The organism is Krasilnikovia sp. MM14-A1004 (assembly GCF_047159485.1).
Taxonomy (GTDB): domain Bacteria; phylum Actinomycetota; class Actinomycetes; order Mycobacteriales; family Micromonosporaceae; genus Actinoplanes.
The window spans coordinates 7,233,343-7,249,319 of sequence record NZ_AP038773.1 but is presented as its reverse complement, the minus strand read 5'-3'; the positions used below and the strand labels follow the sequence as shown (position 1 = coordinate 7,249,319).

Below are 15,977 nucleotides of genomic sequence, written 5' to 3'. Positions count from 1 at the left end.
TTACTGGGTCTTTCAGTCCCTGTCAACCGGATTCTCCCGGTTGGTTCCTGTCTGCCCCAGTACGCCCGCCTGTCCGGGCGCGCAGCGTTGCCACGCACTCGAAGTCGTTGGGCTTGGCAGGCCGGCCGCCGCGGTCTAGCCGCTGGCTCGTCCGTTCCCCTGCCGAGAGAGAACATTACCCGGTCGTATCCGGGGCACCAAATCGGCCCCCCAAGGTTCATCGAATGCCCAGGTCAGCACAGTTGTCTGGTCACTCGAGCGCGCGTACCGCGTCGCCGATCGCCCGGTGGAACGTGGGGTACGCCCAGATCGTGCTGCGCAGGGTCGCCAGCGGGACTTCGGCATGAACCGCGACGGACAGCGCACCGAGCACTTCGCCACCGGCCGGACCCGCCGAGGTCGCACCGACGAGAACGCCCCGAGCGCCGTCGGCCACCAGCTTGATGAAGCCGTCATTGCCCGGCCCGTGGACGAACCCGCGCGACGAGGACTGCAGGGAGGTGTGGCCGATCCGTACGTCGATGCCCGCGTCGCGGGCCTGCCGCTCGGTCAAGCCCACCGCACCGATCTCCGGGTCGGTGAAGGTCACTCGGGGGCGCGCGCGGTAGTCCGCGGCCGGACCGCCCTGACCGAGGATGTCACGGACCGCGACGTCCCCCTCGTACATGGCCATGTGGGTGAACGCTCCGTTGCCGGTGACGTCACCGACCGCCCACACCTTGTCGGTGACCCGCATGCGGTCGTCGGTCACGAGGTGGCGCGCGGTCGGGTCGAGCCCGATGGAATCGATGCCCAGGTCGCCGAGGCGGGCGGTTCGACCGGTCGCGACCAGCAACTGCTCACCGGTGACCGTGCGGCCGTCGCTCAGCGTCAGGGCGAAGCCGTCCGCCGAGTGCGCCACCCGCTGCGCGCGCACCCCGGTCAGGATGGTTGTCCCGTCGCGGGTCAAGGCCCGGGCGGCCACCTCGGAGGACTCCGGCTCCTCCATGGCGAGGACGCGGTCGCTGCCCTCGATGACCGTGACGGCGACCCCGAAACGGGCCATCACCTGGGACAGTTCGAGGCCGATAGCACCGCCGCCGAGCACCAGGAGGGTCCCGGGCAGGCGCTCCGCCTCGACAGCCTCCCGGTTGGTCCAGAACGGTGTACCGGCCAGCCCCTCGATCGGAGGCACCACCGGCGCCGTACCGGTCGCGAGGACCAGGGCGCGGGTGGCGACGTACTCCTGATCGTCGACGCGGACGCGGCCGGGACCGACGATCGTGGCCCGGCCACGCACGAAGCGGCCGCCCTTGCCGGTGAAGCGGTCCACCGCGACCTTGTCATCCCAGCTGTCGGTGGCCTCCGCCCGGATGCGGCGGGCGACCGGGGCCCAGTCCGGTTGCACGGTCGAGGCACCGGCCAGGCCGGGGATGCGGCGCGCCTCGGCCAGAGCGTTGCCGGCCCGGATCATCATCTTGGTCGGTATGCAGCCCCAGTACGGGCATTCGCCGCCGACCAGCGCGTGCTCGATCCCGACCACGGACAGGCCGGCCTCGGCCAGGCGACCGGCGACCTCCTCACCGCCGACCCCGAGGCCGACAACGACCGCGTCCACATGCTGCGCTTCGCCCATGGGCATCAGCCTGGCACCGCTGCCCGCGACCACCGGGGAACGTCGCCGGACATTTTCGCGGGGAAATCCTTGACTGCCCCGGCGGGTGGCCGATTCTCAACCCCGCGGAAGAGGTCACACCGAGGTGCGGCCGTGAGGGGGCGATGGCGGGCAGGGCTGGTGTCCGCCAACCTCATGGCCGCGACCGCGCTCGCGCTGCCCGTGGAGTCATCCCCGGGCAGCGCGGGCCGCGGCGCACCTGAGTGGGGTCCGCTGACGAGCCCGTTGCTGACCGTCCATCCCGTCACGCCCGCAGCCACGTCGGCTCTTCGCCCGGCGACTCCAACGGCGGCGGATAGTCCAGATCGCGGCGCATTGGGCCGGGCAAGCGCCATGGCTCGTGTACGGCGCCGCCGGGAACGGCTGCGAGTTCCGGGAGGTAGCGCCGGACGTACGCGCCCTCCGGGTCGAAGCGGTGCGCCTGCCGGATCGGGTTGAACCGGCGGTACGGCCGCGTGTCGTTGCCGGTGCCGGCCACCCACTGCCAGTTGCCGGCGTTGTTGGCGATGTCGCCGTCGAGCAGCCATCGGAAGTACCAGCGAACTCCGTCGCGCCAGTCCAGGCCGAGATGTTTCGTCAGGTGGGCGGAGGTGATCAGCCGGGCACGGTTGTGCATCCAGCCCTCGGCACGCAATTGCCGCATGCCAGCGTCCACCACGGGCACTCCCGTCCGGCCGTCCTGCCAGTGGCGCAGGGCGTCCGCGTCGCGGCGCCAGCTGGGCTCGGCCGGGGCTCGGTAGGCGTCGGTCGCGAGCCGGGGAAAGGCGTGCGCCACCTGGTGGTAGAAGTCCCGCCAGCAGAGCTGGCGGACGAAGGCGTCGGGGCCGGGCCCGTCGAGGGCGCGCGCCGCGTTCGCCAGGGTGAGCGGCGATACACACCCGAAGCGCAGGTACGGGCTGAGGCGGGAAGTCTCGTCCGCCGCGAGATCGTCGTGGTGGTCGGCGTATCCGGGGATGCGCTCGGATACCCCGGAACTGCGGCCGTCGCCGCCGGTCAGCCAGGCGCGCATGCGACGAAGTCCGGCGGTCTCGCCGCCGGGTACGGCGTCCGGCGACTCGGCGGGCGGGGCCGGGGGCAACTCGCCCGGGTCGAGCCCCTCGGGCAGCCGGATCGCGCGGGGAGCGGCCACCTCGCCGCGCCAGGACGCCGCCTGCCAGGCACGGTGGTACGGGGAGAAGACGCGGTAGTGGTCACCGCCACCGGCAGGGCGGATGGCGCCCGGCTCGACGACGGTGACACCCGGGAACGTGCGCATCGCGATGCGGTGCCGGGTGCATTCCTGCGCCAGGCGGTGCTCGCGGCTGCGGGCGTACCCGCTGATGTCGGCGGTGATCGCGACGCCCTCGGCCGCGACGGCCCGGGCCACGCGGATGGTCTCGGCGACCGGGTCGCCGTGCCGGACGACCAGGTCGCCGCCGCGACCGCGCAGGGTCTGCCGCAGATCGATGAGCGCCTGGTGCAGGAACCGTGTCCGGTTGGCGGAGATCGCCTGCAGCCTCGGGTCGAGCACGAACAACGGCACGACGCGGTCGGCGTTCGCGCAGGTCGCGGCCAGCGCAGGATGGTCACGCACGCGCAGGTCACGGGTGAGCAGGACGATCGCGGTGCGCATGTCAGGCCACCGCCGCCACGGGGGCGCCGGGGCGGGTGAGCAGGCATTGCAGCGCGACCGATGCCCGGCGGCGGTGGGGCACCGTCGCGCGGCGGGCGAAGACGTCGTGATCGGCGGCGGCGACCTCGTCGAGGATGCCGGCGTAGAGGCGGAACGCCGTGCGGAGACAGGCCTGGGAGGTCGGCGCCAGCAGGGGGATGCCGGGAGCGGCAGCCGCGTAGTGATCGCGGGCGCGGCGGCACTCCGCCCGGATCAGGGCCTTGATCGCGGGGGTGGCCTGCCCGGCGGCGCGGGCGGCGCGCAGGTCGTCGCGGGTCACGCCGTGTTCGGCCAGGTGGGTGTCGGGTAGGTAGGTGCGGCCGCGGTCGAGATCCTCGGCGACGTCCCGGATGAAGTTGGTGAGCTGGAACGCCAGGCCCAGCTGGCGGGCTGGCTCGCGGGCCGCGGCCGGATCGGTCGAGCCGAGGATCGGCAGCATCATCGTGCCGATGGCCGCGGCGGAGCCCTCCATGTAGCCCAGCAGGTCGTCGTAGGTGGCGTACGAGGTGACCGTGAGGTCCATCGCCATGCTGCGCAGGAAGACCGCGAAGTCGTCGCGGTCGAGGTCGAAGACGGCGATCGTGTGCAGCACCGCGGGGAGCAGCGGGTCCTCGACGGGCTCGCCGCGCAGCCCGGCGAGGAAGCGGTCGGACCAGGCGGTGAGGCGAGCGGCGCGCTCGGCCGGGGGCAGCGCCTCGGTACGGTCCACGATCTCGTCGGCGAACCGGGTGAAACCGTACAGCGCGTGGACGTGGCGGCGTTTCCACGCGGGCAGCATCCGGGTGGCCAGATAGTACGTCCGGCCGTGGCGCCGATGCAGCTCACGGCACCGGTCGTAGGCGTCGGCCAGGTCCATGCGGGCCTCCCTCCATGGCGGTTCTCTCGCGCGTTTCGGTCACGAATCGACGCACGGATCGACGCAACTGCGGGAGTCAGCGTACTCTCTTCCCGTGGCCCATGACATCCTCACCGGACTTCCGCGCCGGACCGCGCCCCACCAGGCCGTCCGCCGTCACGACGTGATCGGCGCGGTGGAGGGGACGCTCGCCGACTTCCTCGCCGGCCGGATCGCCGGGCTCGACGGGCTCGATCCGGCGCTGGGCGGATTCGCCCGCACGGCCCGCGACCTGGTGCTCGCGGGCGGCAAGCGCCTGCGGCCGACCTTCGCGTACTGGGGCTGGCGGGGAGCGGTGGGGCCGGCCGAGCCCGCCGAGGCGGTGCTGCCCGCCCTCGCTGCGCTGGAGTTGATGCATGCGTTCGCGCTCGTGCACGACGATGTGATGGACGACTCGGCGACCCGGCGGGGACACCCCACGGTGCATCGGGTCTTCGCGGTCCAGCACGAGAGGGCCGGGCGCCGCGGCGATCCGGTCCACTTCGGCCGGAGCTCCGCCGTCCTCGTCGGTGACCTGCTGCTCATCTGGGCCGACCAGCTGCTCGCAGATGCCCCGCTGGCTCCCGCCACGCTGCTGGCCGCCCGCGCCTGCTACGACCGGATGCGCGCCGAGGCGGTCGCCGGTCAGTATCTGGACGTGCTCGGGGAGGCCGAGCCGCAGAACTGGTCCGTCGAGCGGGCGCTGCGCGTCGCCCGGCACAAGACGGCTGGGTACACGGTGCGCCATCCACTGCAGTTCGGCCTGGCGCTCGCGGGTCCGGCCGGGGCCGACGCGACATCGGAGGCGTACCACCGGTTCGGGGTGGCGGTCGGTGAAGCGTTCCAGCTTCGCGACGACCTGCTCGGGGTGTACGGCGACCCCGCGGTCACCGGCAAGCCGGCCGGTGACGACCTGCGTACGGGCAAGCCCACCGTCCTGCTCATGCTCGCCCGTCAGCTCGCCTCCCCCGCCCAGCGCGCCGCACTCGACCGGAGCCACGGCCCCGCGCGGGACGCCGCCGAAGTGGACCGGCTCGCCCGGGTGATCGCCGCGACCGGGGCGGTCGCGCGCGTCGAGGGTCTCATCCGGCACCGGGTCGCCGAGGGAGTCGCCGCGCTGGCGGACGCGCCCATCCACCCGGACGCGCGAGCCGCCCTGACCGGCCTGGCCGTGACCGCCACCGACCGGCCGTCATGATGAGGCCCTCGCACACCGTGGGGAGGCGCTGACGTGCGCACCGTGACAGGACCCACCGATCGGGTGGTGGTGGTGGGAGCCGGGCTGGGCGGGCTCGCCTGCGCCCTGCATCTGGCCGGGGCGGGGCGGCAGGTGACCGTCGTCGAGCGCGAGTCGGCACCGGGCGGTCGGGCCGGGCGGCTCTCGGTCGGCGGGTACGAGTTCGACACCGGGCCCACCGTGCTCACCATGCCGGAGCTGATCGCCGAGCCGCTGGCGGCCGTCGGGGAGAGCCTCGGCGACTGGCTGGAACTGACCCGGCTCGACCCGGCCTACCGGGCGTACTATCCGGACGGCTCGACATTGGACGTACGCACCGACACGGTGCGGATGGCCGCCGAGATCTCGCGGGTGTGCGGGCCGCGCGAGGCTGACGGATACCTGCGCTTCGTCGAGTTCGCCCGACGGCTGTGGCTGCTCGAACGCGACCACTTCATCGACCGTAACCTCGACAGCCCCGTCGACCTGGTGCACCTCAACCTGTTGAGGCTGCTGGCCATGGGCGGGTTCCGGCGACTCCAGCCGAAGATCAACGAGTTCTTCCGGGATCCCCGTACCCGGCGGATCTTCTCGTTCCAGGCCATGTACGCGGGCCTGGCGCCGCACGACGCGCTCGCGCTGTACGCCGTCATCGCGTACCTGGACGCGGTCGCCGGCGTCTACCACCCGCGCGGCGGCATGCACGCCGTGCCGAAGGCGCTGGCGGGCGCCGCCGAGAAGCACGGCGTGGACATCCGGTACGACACGACCGTGACCCGGGTCGAGATCCGGCACGGCCGCGCCACCGGGGTGCACACCGCGGACGGCCAGCGCATTCCGGCCGACGTGGTCGTGCTCAACCCCGACCTGCCGGTCGCCTGGCGGGAGCTGCTGCCGCCCAGCCGCCGCCCGCGCCGCCTGCGCTACTCACCGTCCTGCGTGGTGCTGCACGTCGGATCACGGCAGGCCTACACCAGGGCCGCACATCACAACATCCATTTCGGTACGGCCTGGCGGAGGACCTTCGACGAGGTGATCCGTCACGGGCTGCTGATGAGCGACCCGTCCCTGCTGGTCACGAACCCGAGCCGCACCGACCCGTCGGTCGCGCCCGCCGGGCGGCACAGCTACTACGTGCTGGCGCCCACCCCGAACCTCGACACGGCGCCGCTGGACTGGCGCGGCGGTCTCGGCCAGCGGTATGCCGACGAACTGGTCGACGTGCTCGAACAGCGTGGCTACCAGGGCTTCCGCGCCGGAGTCGAGGTCGAACGGGTCATCACTCCGGCAGACTGGGCGGAGCAGGGCATGGCCGCGGGCACGCCGTTCGCTGCCGCGCACACGTTCCGGCAGACCGGCCCGTTCCGGCCCGGCAACCTGCACCCGACGGTGCCCAACGTCGTGTTCACCGGCTCCGGCACCCAACCCGGCGTCGGGGTGCCGATGGTGCTGATCTCGGGCAAGCTCGCCGCCGCACGGGTCACCGGAGGGACGCGATGACCCGACGCGACGACGACCGGTCGGGAGGTTCGGCATGACGTCCCGCGAGGACCACCTCGTCGAACTGGTCGATGCGGACGGCACTCCGGTCGGGTCGGCCACGGTCGAGCAGGCCCATCTGGCCCCCGGCCGGCTGCACCGGGCGTTCTCGATCTTCCTGCGCGACCCCGACGGCCGGGTGCTGCTCCAGCAGCGGGCGGCCGCCAAGACCCGGTTCCCGCTGCGCTGGGCCAACACCTGTTGCGGGCATCCCGCGCCCGGCGAGGACCTGGCCGCATCGGCCGGGCGCCGGCTCATGGAGGAGGTCGGCGTCGACGGTGTGGCGCTCACCCAAGCCGGCGTGTATGCCTACCGCGCGCAGGACCCGGTCACCGGACGCGTCGAGCACGAGTACGACCACGTCCTCGTCGGTGACCTGCCCACCGCACGGGTGCCCCGCCCCGACCCCGGCGAGGTCGCGGCGATCCGGTGGGTGGAGCCGGCGGAGCTGCGCGCCGCGCTGGCGACGGATCCCGACTCGTACGCACCGTGGCTCGCGGGGGTCACGGAGTGTCTGGTGCGGTATCTGGATCCCGGCGAGGAGTCCGCGGGTGGTCGATGAGGCGCTCACCGCCGGGGCCGCCGCCCGACGGCTCGGCGTCGCCGTCACCACACTGCGCACCTGGCACCAGCGGTACGGGCTGGGTCCCAGTCAGCACAGCCCCGGCCAGCACCGGCGCTACACCGCTGAGGACATGGACCGCCTGGAGGTGATGCGGCGACTCACCGCCCGGGGCGTCACGCCCGCCGAGGCTGCCAGCTGGGCGCGGCAAGGGGTCGTACCGATGGACGCCGCCGCGCGATCGGCACAAAACCGCGCCGCGCCATCGGCACCAGACCGCGCCGCGCCATCGGCACAAGGCCACGCCGTGCCATCGGCACCAGACCGCGCCGCGCCATCGGCACAAGGCCACGCCGTGCCATCGGCACAAGGCCACGCCGCGCCATCGGCACCAGACCGCACCGTGCCATCGGCACAAGGCCGCGCCGTGCCCACCGGCGCCGTGCCGACCGACGCTCAAGCGCCCCGGCGCGGCGGTGGCCCGACCGTCGCGAACGCCCGGGCCGGACCGGCCGCCCGCGGCGTGGCGCGCGCCGCCGCACGGCTCGACGCCGCTTCCGTACGCGATCTGCTGGAGGCGAACGTCGCCGACCACGGCGTGGTGGCGACCTGGCATGAGGTGATCGTGCCGGTGCTGGTCGGCATCGGCGAGCGGTACGCCGCGACGCAGCGCTTCATCGAGGTGGAGCACGTGGTCTCGCGTTGCGTGACCGAGGTGCTCGGCGCGGTGCCCCGCCCGTCACCCGGCGCACCCGCCCGCATCCTGCTGGCCGCCGCCGACGAGGAGCAGCACACGCTGCCGCTGGAGGCGCTCGCCGCGGCACTCGCCGAACAGGGCGTGCCGTGCCGGTCGCTCGGCGCCCGGGTCCCGCAGCGGGCGCTGGACGAGGCCGTGGCGCGGACCGGGCCGACCGCGGTGGTGCTCTGGTCGCAGCAGCGGCAAACCGCGGCTCCCGGACAACTGCGCGGACTGCTCGACGCTCCCCACCGCCCCCTGCTGGTGGCCGCCGCCGGACCGGGCTGGGATCGGGCCGCGATGCCGGAGGGGGTGCCTGTACTCGACAGCCTTCCGGAGGCCGTCGCGGCGGTGACGGCGGCGGCCGACCCGGCACGGCATCGGATTGATCTCCGTTGGTGCTGATCGCCCGGGCGCCACGGCGACGGGGATACCGGTTTGGAGACCGCCAGGGCCATCACGTATGCTTTCGAAGCCTCAAGCGGGGCCGGTTAGGGCCCACGCCGCCGGGATTGCAGGTATGCAATGATGGCGGAGTTGCCCTCATCGTCTAGTGGCCTAGGACGCCGCCCTTTCAAGGCGGTAGCACGGGTTCGAATCCCGTTGGGGGTACGGACCGACCTCGGTCGGGTAGTTCAGCAGTGCAGCAAGGTCCTGTGGAGCAGTCGGAGTGCTCGCCGCCCTGTCAAGGCGGAGGTCGCGGGTTCAAGTCCCGTCAGGACCGCCAGTGCCATCACGGCCAGGTAGCTCAGTTGGTACGAGCGTCCGACTGAAAATCGGAAGGTCGGCGGTTCGACCCCGCCCCTGGCCACCTTTGCGCCAAAGCGCCGACCAGCGGAAACGCCGGTCGGCGCTTTGCGTTTGACCTACCGGCCCCGGCCCCATCACGCCGCTTGCTCACGGCGGCGCGGCGACGGGCCGATGCAGAAGCTCCACCACCCTTTCGACGAGAGCCGCAGTCGTCGTACGCATCAGGTGGGTATGGACCCGGCGCCCGAGGATCGGAGCGCGGACAGCCGGTCGTCGCGAGATCCGCCACGCGCGTGCTCCAGTCAGCCGTCGTGGTGCGTCAGCGACGCGCCACCCCCGTGGCTTCGGCCGGGCCGTCGGAGGTGAGTACGACGCGACTACGGCCGGCCCGTCTTCGCCTCGGAGAGAGCATGATCGGCCGCCACGAACAGGGCGCGCGGCTCGGTACGGGCCCCACCACGGAAAAGGGCCGAGCCGGACCCCTGACGGGTCCGGCTCGGCTTGTGTGGGTTATTCGGTCAGGCTCAGGCCAGGCGCGCCCAGTAGACCAGCTCGTCGGCCTGCGCGGCGGTGAGGCCGGGCTTGTTGGCCTTCGGCTCCTTCTGCACCTTGCTAATGAACAGGTCGTACTGGCCGTGGCTGATCTTGTTGGTCAGGTCCTGCTCCAGGCCGTTGGTGGCGTTGTTGGCGGCCAGGTAACGCTGCGTCAGAGCGGTCAGGCTCGACACGGTCGGCGCGACGGTGTAGCTGACGGAGACGGGCGCCGCGGCGTTGCCCGCCACGTCGGTGCCGCCCGAGCAGGTGGCCGTGTACCGGCCCCGGCTGTCGCGGGCCCCGCTGAGGGAGGCCGACTTCGCCACTCCGGAGACGCCGTCGACGGTGTCGCAGGAGACGCTCGGCATCGCGTCCAGCGTGTAGGTGCTGCTGTTGATGCCCTTCACCTGCACCGCGGGGGCCACGGTGTCGATGTTCAGGCCGGTGACCGCGGCAGCCGTGGTGTTGCCGGCGTTGTCCGCCACGGTGCCCGTGACGCTCAGGTCGGCGCCGTCGGTGCCGGGCTGAACGGGCGCGGGGCACGCGGCCACACCGGAAGCGGCGTCGGCGCAGGTGAACGAGACGGTCGGAGCGGTCCGGTACCACCCGGCGGCGTTCTTGACGCCGTCGACCGATGCGGCGTACGTCGGCGCCGTCCGGTCCATGCTGACCCGCACGCTCGTGGTGGCCGCGTTGCCCGCCCGGTCCCGCACGGTGCCCGTGACGACCTGGTCGGCGCCATCCGCCTTCACGGTGACGGGCGAGGTGCAGCTGTCGACGCCGGACTGGGCGTCCACGCAGGTGAAGATCACCGACACGGGGCCGTTGTGCCAGCCGTTACGGTCGGCCGCCCGGGTGAGCGCCGCGGTGATGGTCGGCGGGGTCGTCTCGGGCGTCGGCGGCGTGACAACCGGCGCCGGGATCACCGGCGCGGTCGGGTCGGTCACGGTGAGCGTCGTGGTGCCGCTGCCGTTCACGTTGTACGGCCGCACGTCGATGATCCAGTTCTTACCCAGCGCCAGGGTGACCGTGCCGGAGGTGAGTCCGGCCTTGACCTTCAGCGAACCGGCGTTGGGCTTGTCCACCCCGTAGTTGATCAGGGTGTAGTCGGGGGCCGGGCCCGCGGTGGGGGCCTGCCAGCTCACGTCCACCAGCGACGAGTTCGGGCGACGGACGGCGACCACTCCCGTCGGGTCGGCAGGCTTGTACTTGTCGATGAGCGACTTGCCCATGACGGCGGAGCAGCTGCCGTACTGGTTCAGCGGAGTGACCTGGACCAGGTAGGTGCGGGTCGGGTCGAGGTTCGGGAACTGGTGACTCGTCGCGGTGGTGACCGTGTCCTGCAGGACGACGCTGTCGGAGTACCGGATCAGCTGCATGCGGTATCCGGTCAGCGGCGACTCGCCCTCCCAGACCGGCTTGTTCCAGCTGATGGTGCCGGTGCTGCCGTCGGCGCCGGTGCGGCCGGGGACCGCCCCCATGATCCCGGAGGGGGCCAGCGTCCCGGCGACGGCGAAGTCGCTGTACTCGCCGGGGCCGTTCGCGCCCTCGGAGGCGACGCGCATCTTGTACGAGACGCACGGGCCGCTCGCGGTGACGGTGTAGCTGGTGGTGCCGCCCGGTACGAAGGTGACCGTCTCGGTCGAGCCCGTGATGGTGTCGATGCGGTAGAAGTCCGCCCCCGCGACAGGCTGCCACGACATCACGATCTTGTTGACATCGTCAGCGGCCCGCGCCACCGTCACGCCCTGCGGAGCCGACAGCGCCGGGGGCACGTCCGCCGCGAATGCCGGCGTCCCCGTCAGGCCCAGCGCCGCGGCCGCGACAGCAGCCCCAGTTCCGGCCAGGAGTCGTGCGCCCATGTTCCCTCTTCTTCCCTCGTCGGCAGCCCAGTCGGTCGCCGTTGAAGAGGGGATCGGCAGCGAACCTCAACGCGGCCGCCAAGCCACCTCAAGCTCAGTTCCAGAATGCAGCGGGCCGCGACGAGGCGTTTGAGCCGATCGGCTGGTCCGGCCACCACCGCCGGTGTGCTGGAGTGCGGTTCATGATCCGTCGTCTCGTTCTGGCCCTGCTGACTGCCTGGCGGCTGGAGTGCCTGATCCTCCTCGTCGGCGTGCTGGCCTGCATGGCGGCCAAACACCTGGGGGCGGATCAGCGGATCGCCGTATCGGTCTTCATTGCGGCTGCCCTCGTCCTGCGCAAGGCGCGCCACCGCGGCGTCCTGGATCGCCTCGTCGCGCGGCTGCGGTCCGCCCTGGCCCCGACCATCAGCAGGGACAGCGGCGGTACGCAGCCCCCGCTACCGGGCCGGGCCGAAGGTGGCGGCCCCGCCCAGCCCGGCGCACCGCGGTAACCGGACGACCCCGGGCGCGCCGTCAGGCACCAGCACCCGGCGGTCGGGACCGCCCATGCCACCGGTACGCGGGAACGGCGCCCGCCGCGGCACCCGGCACGGCCACTGCGCGTCGACCAGCCGCTGCAGCAGGACGAGCTGCTTCGCCGGATCGGTGATGGCGGTGCGCCCACCGTCGTACGAGACGACCGCGCCGTCGTCGAGCTGCAGCGTCACGAGACCTCCGCCGCCCGGCGGGGTGGACGCCGGTTCCCGCGGGGCGGTGCGGGCCCACCACGCACCGGCCAGCGCCAGCACGACGGCGGTACCGGATGCGAGTACGGCGGCCGGCAGCGCCCGACCTCGGCCCTCGCCCATAACCGCAGGCTATCGAGCCGTCGGCGACGCGGCCACGAGAGCGGCCGAACGCTGCCGTACGGTCAATGAGGGTGTTATCGGTATCGACGCGCCCGACCGTTCGGGCAATTCCGCGCGGCGCGCGGGCGCCGGTTACCGCGGTTCCGCGCCGCCGTCAGGGAGTATCGATCTCGGTCACCGGTTGGGGAGGAGCGACGTGCCGAAGTTCACCAACGCCGCCGAGCAGTCGGCCTGGACACTGGCCGAGGCCCTGAACGAGAAGGGTTTCGCCTGCATCAAGCAGGCGGAGGAGGCCGCGGAGATCTTCCGGTCGGGGAAGATGCAGATGCGGCAGGCGTTCAAGGAGCGCGGGCGACCCGAGGTGGATGCGGACATCCGCTGGTCCGGGATGGCGCGGGCGAAGAAGGCCCTGTCGGACAACGGCTGGTACATGGCCCAGGCGACGATGTACCACCAGGCCGCCGCGGCCCAGTACGCCAAGGCGCTCTACCTGCGCAACAGCGACGATCTGTAGGAAACCTCAGGCCGCGCGGTGCCGCAGCGTGGCCACGGTCGAACCGGCCAGGGTGAGCAGGCAGTCGGGCAGTTGCCCGTCGGCGATCGCCGCGCTGAACAGCGCCTCGCTGGTCGGCACGTCCCCGTTCACGTACGCGCTGACGAACCGCGCCACCCAGCGCTTGTCGTAGCGCGCGTCGTCGATGCCGGGGAAGTCGAGCGTCCAGGCGCCGCCGCGCACCACGTCACGGCCCACCATGGTGGCGGCCAGGCACCAGGCGACGTCCCAGGCCCCGACCACCCCGGAACGGTCCACGACCGCGTCGAACGTGCCCACCACAGCATCGCTGTCGCCGCTGAGCGCGCAGTGCAGCACCTGCGCCGCGTCGTCCAGGGCGTGCTGGGGTACGTCCGTCACGAGAAAAAAGGTACGTGGATACGTCAAGAATCGCGCCCGAACCCGGCTGCTCACGCCCCCCGGAGCAGACAGGTGAGGCGGGCGGTGCAGACCCGGGCGCCGTCGGCGTCGGAGATGACGATCTCGTACGTGACCGCGGTCCGGCCCCGGTGCACCGGGGTGGCGACGCCCGTGACGACGCCGGAACGCACCGCCTTGTGGTGGGTGGCGTTGATGTCCACGCCCACCGCGTACGGGCGGTCCACGGTCGCGCCGTGCAGGGCCGCCCCGACCGAGCCGAGCGTCTCGGCCAGCACGCACGACGCCCCGCCGTGCAGCAGCCCGTACGGCTGGGTGTTGCCGTCGACCGGCATCCGGCCGACGATCCGCTCGGGGCTGGCCTCGGTGATCTCGATGCCCATCCGGTCGCCGAGCGCCCCGGTGCCGCTGCCGAAAAGCTCGGCCATGCCGTTCGCCGCTGTGTCCACGTCCGGGAACGTTACCGGCGACCCGGGGCCCGGCCCGCGACGACGGTCACATGCCCGCTCGGGTGACGTTGTGCTTCGGCCCTACGTTTGGTGGGTATCGAGGCAGCCAGCCGATTGAGGAGGCAGTTCATGACCGAGCCCCGGGAGATCATCGAGACGCGCGGCTCCGACCGCGTCGACCTGATCGCACGCGACACCGATGGTGACGGCCGGACGGACGTCTGGGTGTCGGACACCGACGGCGACGGCAAGCCGGACCTGTTCCAGTTCGACACCGACCAGGACGGCAAGGTCGACATCACCATGGTCGACCTCGACCAGGACGGCACCCCGGACACGGTGGTCGACGGCGACGGAGGCCTGCCGCCGGCGGTCTGAACCACCGCCAGCCGGCGGGTCACCCCGCAGACCGGTCGCGGACATCACGCCTGTGCTCCGCAGCAGGGCCGGACCGGGAAGATCGAACCGCGCTGACCCGCGGACGGCTCAGCTGCCGTCCAGGGCGGTCAGCGCGGCCCAGACGACCACGATGGCCAGCGCCACCGTGACCACGGCCCAGGCACGCCTGACCCGGGCGTCGCGGCCGGTGCGCGGCGCGACGGCCTCGGGCATGCCGAGCCCGCTCAGCACAGCCCGCTGGGCGCGGACCTCGGCGCGCCACCGCCACACCGCGCCGCCGCCCGGCTCCGCAACGGTCGGACGGCGGGCGGCGCGGCTCAGCTCGACGGCGAGCCGGGCCTGGGCGCGCTGGAGGCGGCGGACGGCCCGTGACCCGCGTCGGCCGTACCGGAATCGCGCATGCCGTCGCGCGGCCGTGCGCTGGCCGCCGGAACGCAGGACGGCGAGCTCGCCGGGGGTGATCAGGCCCGGGTCGCGCAGCCGGGCGAGGTGGGCGGTGTAGTAGTCGGCCTCGCGGTCGTGCGCGCGCCGCACCAGCAGCAGGATGAGCAGCAGCGGCGGCAGGCCCTTGAACAGGAGCACCGCCAGCAGCCCGGCGGCGCCGTTGCCGAGGCCGTCGCCGAAGATCGGCGCGTTCCACAGCACGTGCGCGCACCAGGCTCCGAACACCGCCAGCAGGGCGACCCCGAGCCGCGCCGGGCGGGACCGGTCCGTGCCGACGACCAGGTAGCCGATCCCGGCTCCGGCCAGCGCCCCGAACAGGGTGTGGCTCCACACGCCGGACAAAAATCCCCGCAGCAGGAACGTCGCCACGACGGGCTGCACGTCGTCGGTGCGCCCGGCCACCGCGACGGCCCCGAGCGCGAACACGATGTCCTCGACGATCTGGAAGCCGAGTCCGACGATCGCGCCGTACACGATGCCGTCGAGCACGCTGTTGATCTGCGACCGGGCGATCAGCACGATGGCGACCACGCCGAGCGTCTTGGCGATCTCCTCGACCGTGGGCCCGGTGAGGGCCGCGCCCCACCCGGCGGCGAACCCGGGCGAGATCACCTTCGCCACGATGTCCTCCAGGGCAGCGCCGGCCGGGATGGACACGGCCGTGGCGACCAGACCACCCCAGGCGAGTGCCACCACCAGCAGCGCGGTCGGCTCGCGTTCGAGGAAGTCCAGCTCCGTGACGAACAGCCAGAACGGTACGGCCAGCAGCGCGAACAGCGCGGTCGCGGTCAGCGTGGCCAGCGGGAACACGGCCGCGAACCGCCCGCCGATCTGCGCGATCCGCAGGCCGCCCGCGACGAGCAGCGCCACAACGATCCAGCAGGCCGGCTGCCGGGCGAGCCGGGCCATCGACAGGCCGCCGGGCTGCACCGGGGCGTGCGCGGTCACTGCGCCGCCCGATAGCTCAACGTACGGGTACTCGTGTCGATCATGGGCAGCCGTGACCCGAGGTCCAGTTCGGTGCCGCTGACGGTGACCTCGATGGTGCGCCCGTCGGCGACGAAGACGGCGTACCGGCCGCCCCGCCCCGGTGCGGTGTATCCGCCCTGCAGTCCGGCGAGTCCGCTGGCTGTCGCGATCGCCAGCTGGGTGCTGGTCACCTGGTAGCCGGGGGTGCCGGTGATGCGTTCGCGCAGCCGGGTCGCGGCGGCGGCGAGCGTGCCGTCGAACGGTTGCACGGAGATCGCGTACCGGACCGGGCCGAGCCGGAACAGCGCCGTACCGCGGTCGTCGCCGGGACGCGTCCCGGTGACGTCGACCGTGGCGCCGGGCGGCGGCACGACGCTCACCCCGGCCCCGACCGCGTACGGCCGGTCGGCGCGCACGGCCCGTTCGGCGGGCAGCACGCGATCCAGCGCGGGCAACCCGAACGCGAGCAGCGCGAGCGTGGCGACAACGGCCAGTGCGCCGAGGAGATTCGTCAGCTGATGCCGAGTGAACCTCCGCATCACTAAACGCTAGCGGGTGA

15 protein-coding genes, 3 tRNA genes and 1 pseudogene are annotated in these 15,977 nt (G+C 72.7%); 10 read left to right on the top strand and 9 right to left on the bottom strand.

Annotated features, from left to right (window positions below; genetic code table 11):
• Nucleotides 1–250 precede the first annotated feature (250 nt).
• From ACMCNN_RS31790 to ACMCNN_RS31780, 3 genes are all read right to left on the bottom strand, one after another.
• The gene (locus ACMCNN_RS31790; RefSeq protein WP_412744120.1) at nucleotides 251–1,615 is read right to left on the bottom strand and encodes a dihydrolipoyl dehydrogenase family protein; all 1,365 of its coding nucleotides are present in this window, start codon (nucleotides 1,613–1,615) and stop codon (nucleotides 251–253) included.
• A 283-nt stretch (nucleotides 1,616–1,898) separates the two neighbouring features.
• On the bottom strand, nucleotides 1,899–3,266 hold the full coding sequence (locus ACMCNN_RS31785; protein WP_412744119.1) for a cryptochrome/photolyase family protein: 1,368 nt from the start codon (nucleotides 3,264–3,266) through the stop codon (nucleotides 1,899–1,901).
• A gap of 1 nt (nucleotide 3,267) precedes the next feature.
• The gene (locus ACMCNN_RS31780) at nucleotides 3,268–4,161 is read right to left on the bottom strand and encodes a phytoene/squalene synthase family protein (RefSeq protein WP_412744118.1); all 894 of its coding nucleotides are present in this window, start codon (nucleotides 4,159–4,161) and stop codon (nucleotides 3,268–3,270) included.
• Nucleotides 4,162–4,255: 94 nt separating this feature from the next.
• Between ACMCNN_RS31780 and ACMCNN_RS31775 the strand changes: the two genes are divergently transcribed.
• The 7 genes from ACMCNN_RS31775 to ACMCNN_RS31745 all read left to right on the top strand — a co-directional run bounded on the left by ACMCNN_RS31775 (nucleotide 4,256) and on the right by ACMCNN_RS31745 (nucleotide 9,043).
• Complete coding sequence (locus ACMCNN_RS31775) at nucleotides 4,256–5,377, top strand: polyprenyl synthetase family protein (protein WP_412744117.1); 1,122 nt, start codon at nucleotides 4,256–4,258, stop codon at nucleotides 5,375–5,377.
• 33 nt (nucleotides 5,378–5,410) lie between these two features.
• Nucleotides 5,411–6,895, top strand: coding sequence for a phytoene desaturase family protein (crtI, locus tag ACMCNN_RS31770; protein WP_412744116.1), 1,485 nt, complete (start codon nucleotides 5,411–5,413; stop codon nucleotides 6,893–6,895).
• 34 nt (nucleotides 6,896–6,929) lie between these two features.
• Nucleotides 6,930–7,496 carry an isopentenyl-diphosphate Delta-isomerase gene (idi, locus tag ACMCNN_RS31765; RefSeq protein ID WP_412744115.1) on the top strand — a complete coding sequence of 189 codons (567 nt, stop codon included), beginning with the start codon at nucleotides 6,930–6,932 and terminating at the stop codon, nucleotides 7,494–7,496.
• Nucleotides 7,486–8,637, top strand: coding sequence for a MerR family transcriptional regulator (locus tag ACMCNN_RS31760; protein ID WP_412744114.1), 1,152 nt, complete (start codon nucleotides 7,486–7,488; stop codon nucleotides 8,635–8,637). Before idi ends, ACMCNN_RS31760 begins: the two co-directional genes overlap by 11 nt.
• A 134-nt stretch (nucleotides 8,638–8,771) precedes the next feature.
• Nucleotides 8,772–8,844, top strand: a tRNA-Glu gene (locus tag ACMCNN_RS31755).
• A gap of 38 nt (nucleotides 8,845–8,882) precedes the next feature.
• A tRNA-Asp gene (locus ACMCNN_RS31750) sits at nucleotides 8,883–8,959 on the top strand.
• A 10-nt stretch (nucleotides 8,960–8,969) separates the two neighbouring features.
• A tRNA-Phe gene (locus tag ACMCNN_RS31745) sits at nucleotides 8,970–9,043 on the top strand.
• A gap of 1,732 nt (nucleotides 9,044–10,775) precedes the next feature.
• Here ACMCNN_RS31745 and ACMCNN_RS31740 read toward each other — a convergent pair.
• A pseudogene (locus ACMCNN_RS31740) lies at nucleotides 10,776–10,997 on the bottom strand (fibronectin type III domain-containing protein); the annotation flags it as partial.
• A 563-nt stretch (nucleotides 10,998–11,560) separates the two neighbouring features.
• On the opposite strand from ACMCNN_RS31740, the gene ACMCNN_RS31735 reads away from it, so the two are divergent.
• The gene (locus tag ACMCNN_RS31735; RefSeq protein WP_412744113.1) at nucleotides 11,561–11,869 is read left to right on the top strand and encodes a hypothetical protein; all 309 of its coding nucleotides are present in this window, start codon (nucleotides 11,561–11,563) and stop codon (nucleotides 11,867–11,869) included.
• Here ACMCNN_RS31735 and ACMCNN_RS31730 read toward each other — a convergent pair.
• Nucleotides 11,816–12,226, bottom strand: a complete 411-nt coding sequence (locus tag ACMCNN_RS31730; protein WP_412744112.1) for a hypothetical protein — start codon at nucleotides 12,224–12,226, stop codon at nucleotides 11,816–11,818. The two genes, ACMCNN_RS31735 and ACMCNN_RS31730, sit on opposite strands and share 54 nt — an antisense overlap.
• 196 nt (nucleotides 12,227–12,422) lie before the next feature.
• On the opposite strand from ACMCNN_RS31730, the gene ACMCNN_RS31725 reads away from it, so the two are divergent.
• Nucleotides 12,423–12,740: a hypothetical protein gene (locus ACMCNN_RS31725; RefSeq protein WP_412744111.1), complete on the top strand. Its 318-nt coding sequence runs from the start codon at nucleotides 12,423–12,425 to the stop codon at nucleotides 12,738–12,740.
• Between the two features lie 6 nt (nucleotides 12,741–12,746).
• On the opposite strand, the gene ACMCNN_RS31720 is transcribed toward ACMCNN_RS31725, so the two are convergent.
• Both ACMCNN_RS31720 and ACMCNN_RS31715 read right to left on the bottom strand, forming a co-directional pair.
• Nucleotides 12,747–13,139, bottom strand: a complete 393-nt coding sequence (locus tag ACMCNN_RS31720; protein ID WP_412744110.1) for a hypothetical protein — start codon at nucleotides 13,137–13,139, stop codon at nucleotides 12,747–12,749.
• Nucleotides 13,140–13,189: 50 nt separating this feature from the next.
• The gene (locus ACMCNN_RS31715; RefSeq protein WP_412744109.1) at nucleotides 13,190–13,606 is read right to left on the bottom strand and encodes a hotdog fold thioesterase; all 417 of its coding nucleotides are present in this window, start codon (nucleotides 13,604–13,606) and stop codon (nucleotides 13,190–13,192) included.
• 129 nt (nucleotides 13,607–13,735) lie between these two features.
• Between ACMCNN_RS31715 and ACMCNN_RS31710 the strand changes: the two genes are divergently transcribed.
• Complete coding sequence (locus tag ACMCNN_RS31710; RefSeq protein WP_412744108.1) at nucleotides 13,736–13,984, top strand: hypothetical protein; 249 nt, start codon at nucleotides 13,736–13,738, stop codon at nucleotides 13,982–13,984.
• 108 nt (nucleotides 13,985–14,092) lie between these two features.
• On the opposite strand, the gene ACMCNN_RS31705 is transcribed toward ACMCNN_RS31710, so the two are convergent.
• Both ACMCNN_RS31705 and ACMCNN_RS31700 read right to left on the bottom strand, forming a co-directional pair.
• On the bottom strand, nucleotides 14,093–15,397 hold the full coding sequence (locus ACMCNN_RS31705; RefSeq protein ID WP_412744107.1) for a PrsW family intramembrane metalloprotease: 1,305 nt from the start codon (nucleotides 15,395–15,397) through the stop codon (nucleotides 14,093–14,095).
• The gene (locus ACMCNN_RS31700; RefSeq protein ID WP_412744106.1) at nucleotides 15,394–15,957 is read right to left on the bottom strand and encodes a hypothetical protein; all 564 of its coding nucleotides are present in this window, start codon (nucleotides 15,955–15,957) and stop codon (nucleotides 15,394–15,396) included. Before ACMCNN_RS31700 ends, ACMCNN_RS31705 begins: the two co-directional genes overlap by 4 nt.
• Nucleotides 15,958–15,977 lie beyond the last annotated feature (20 nt).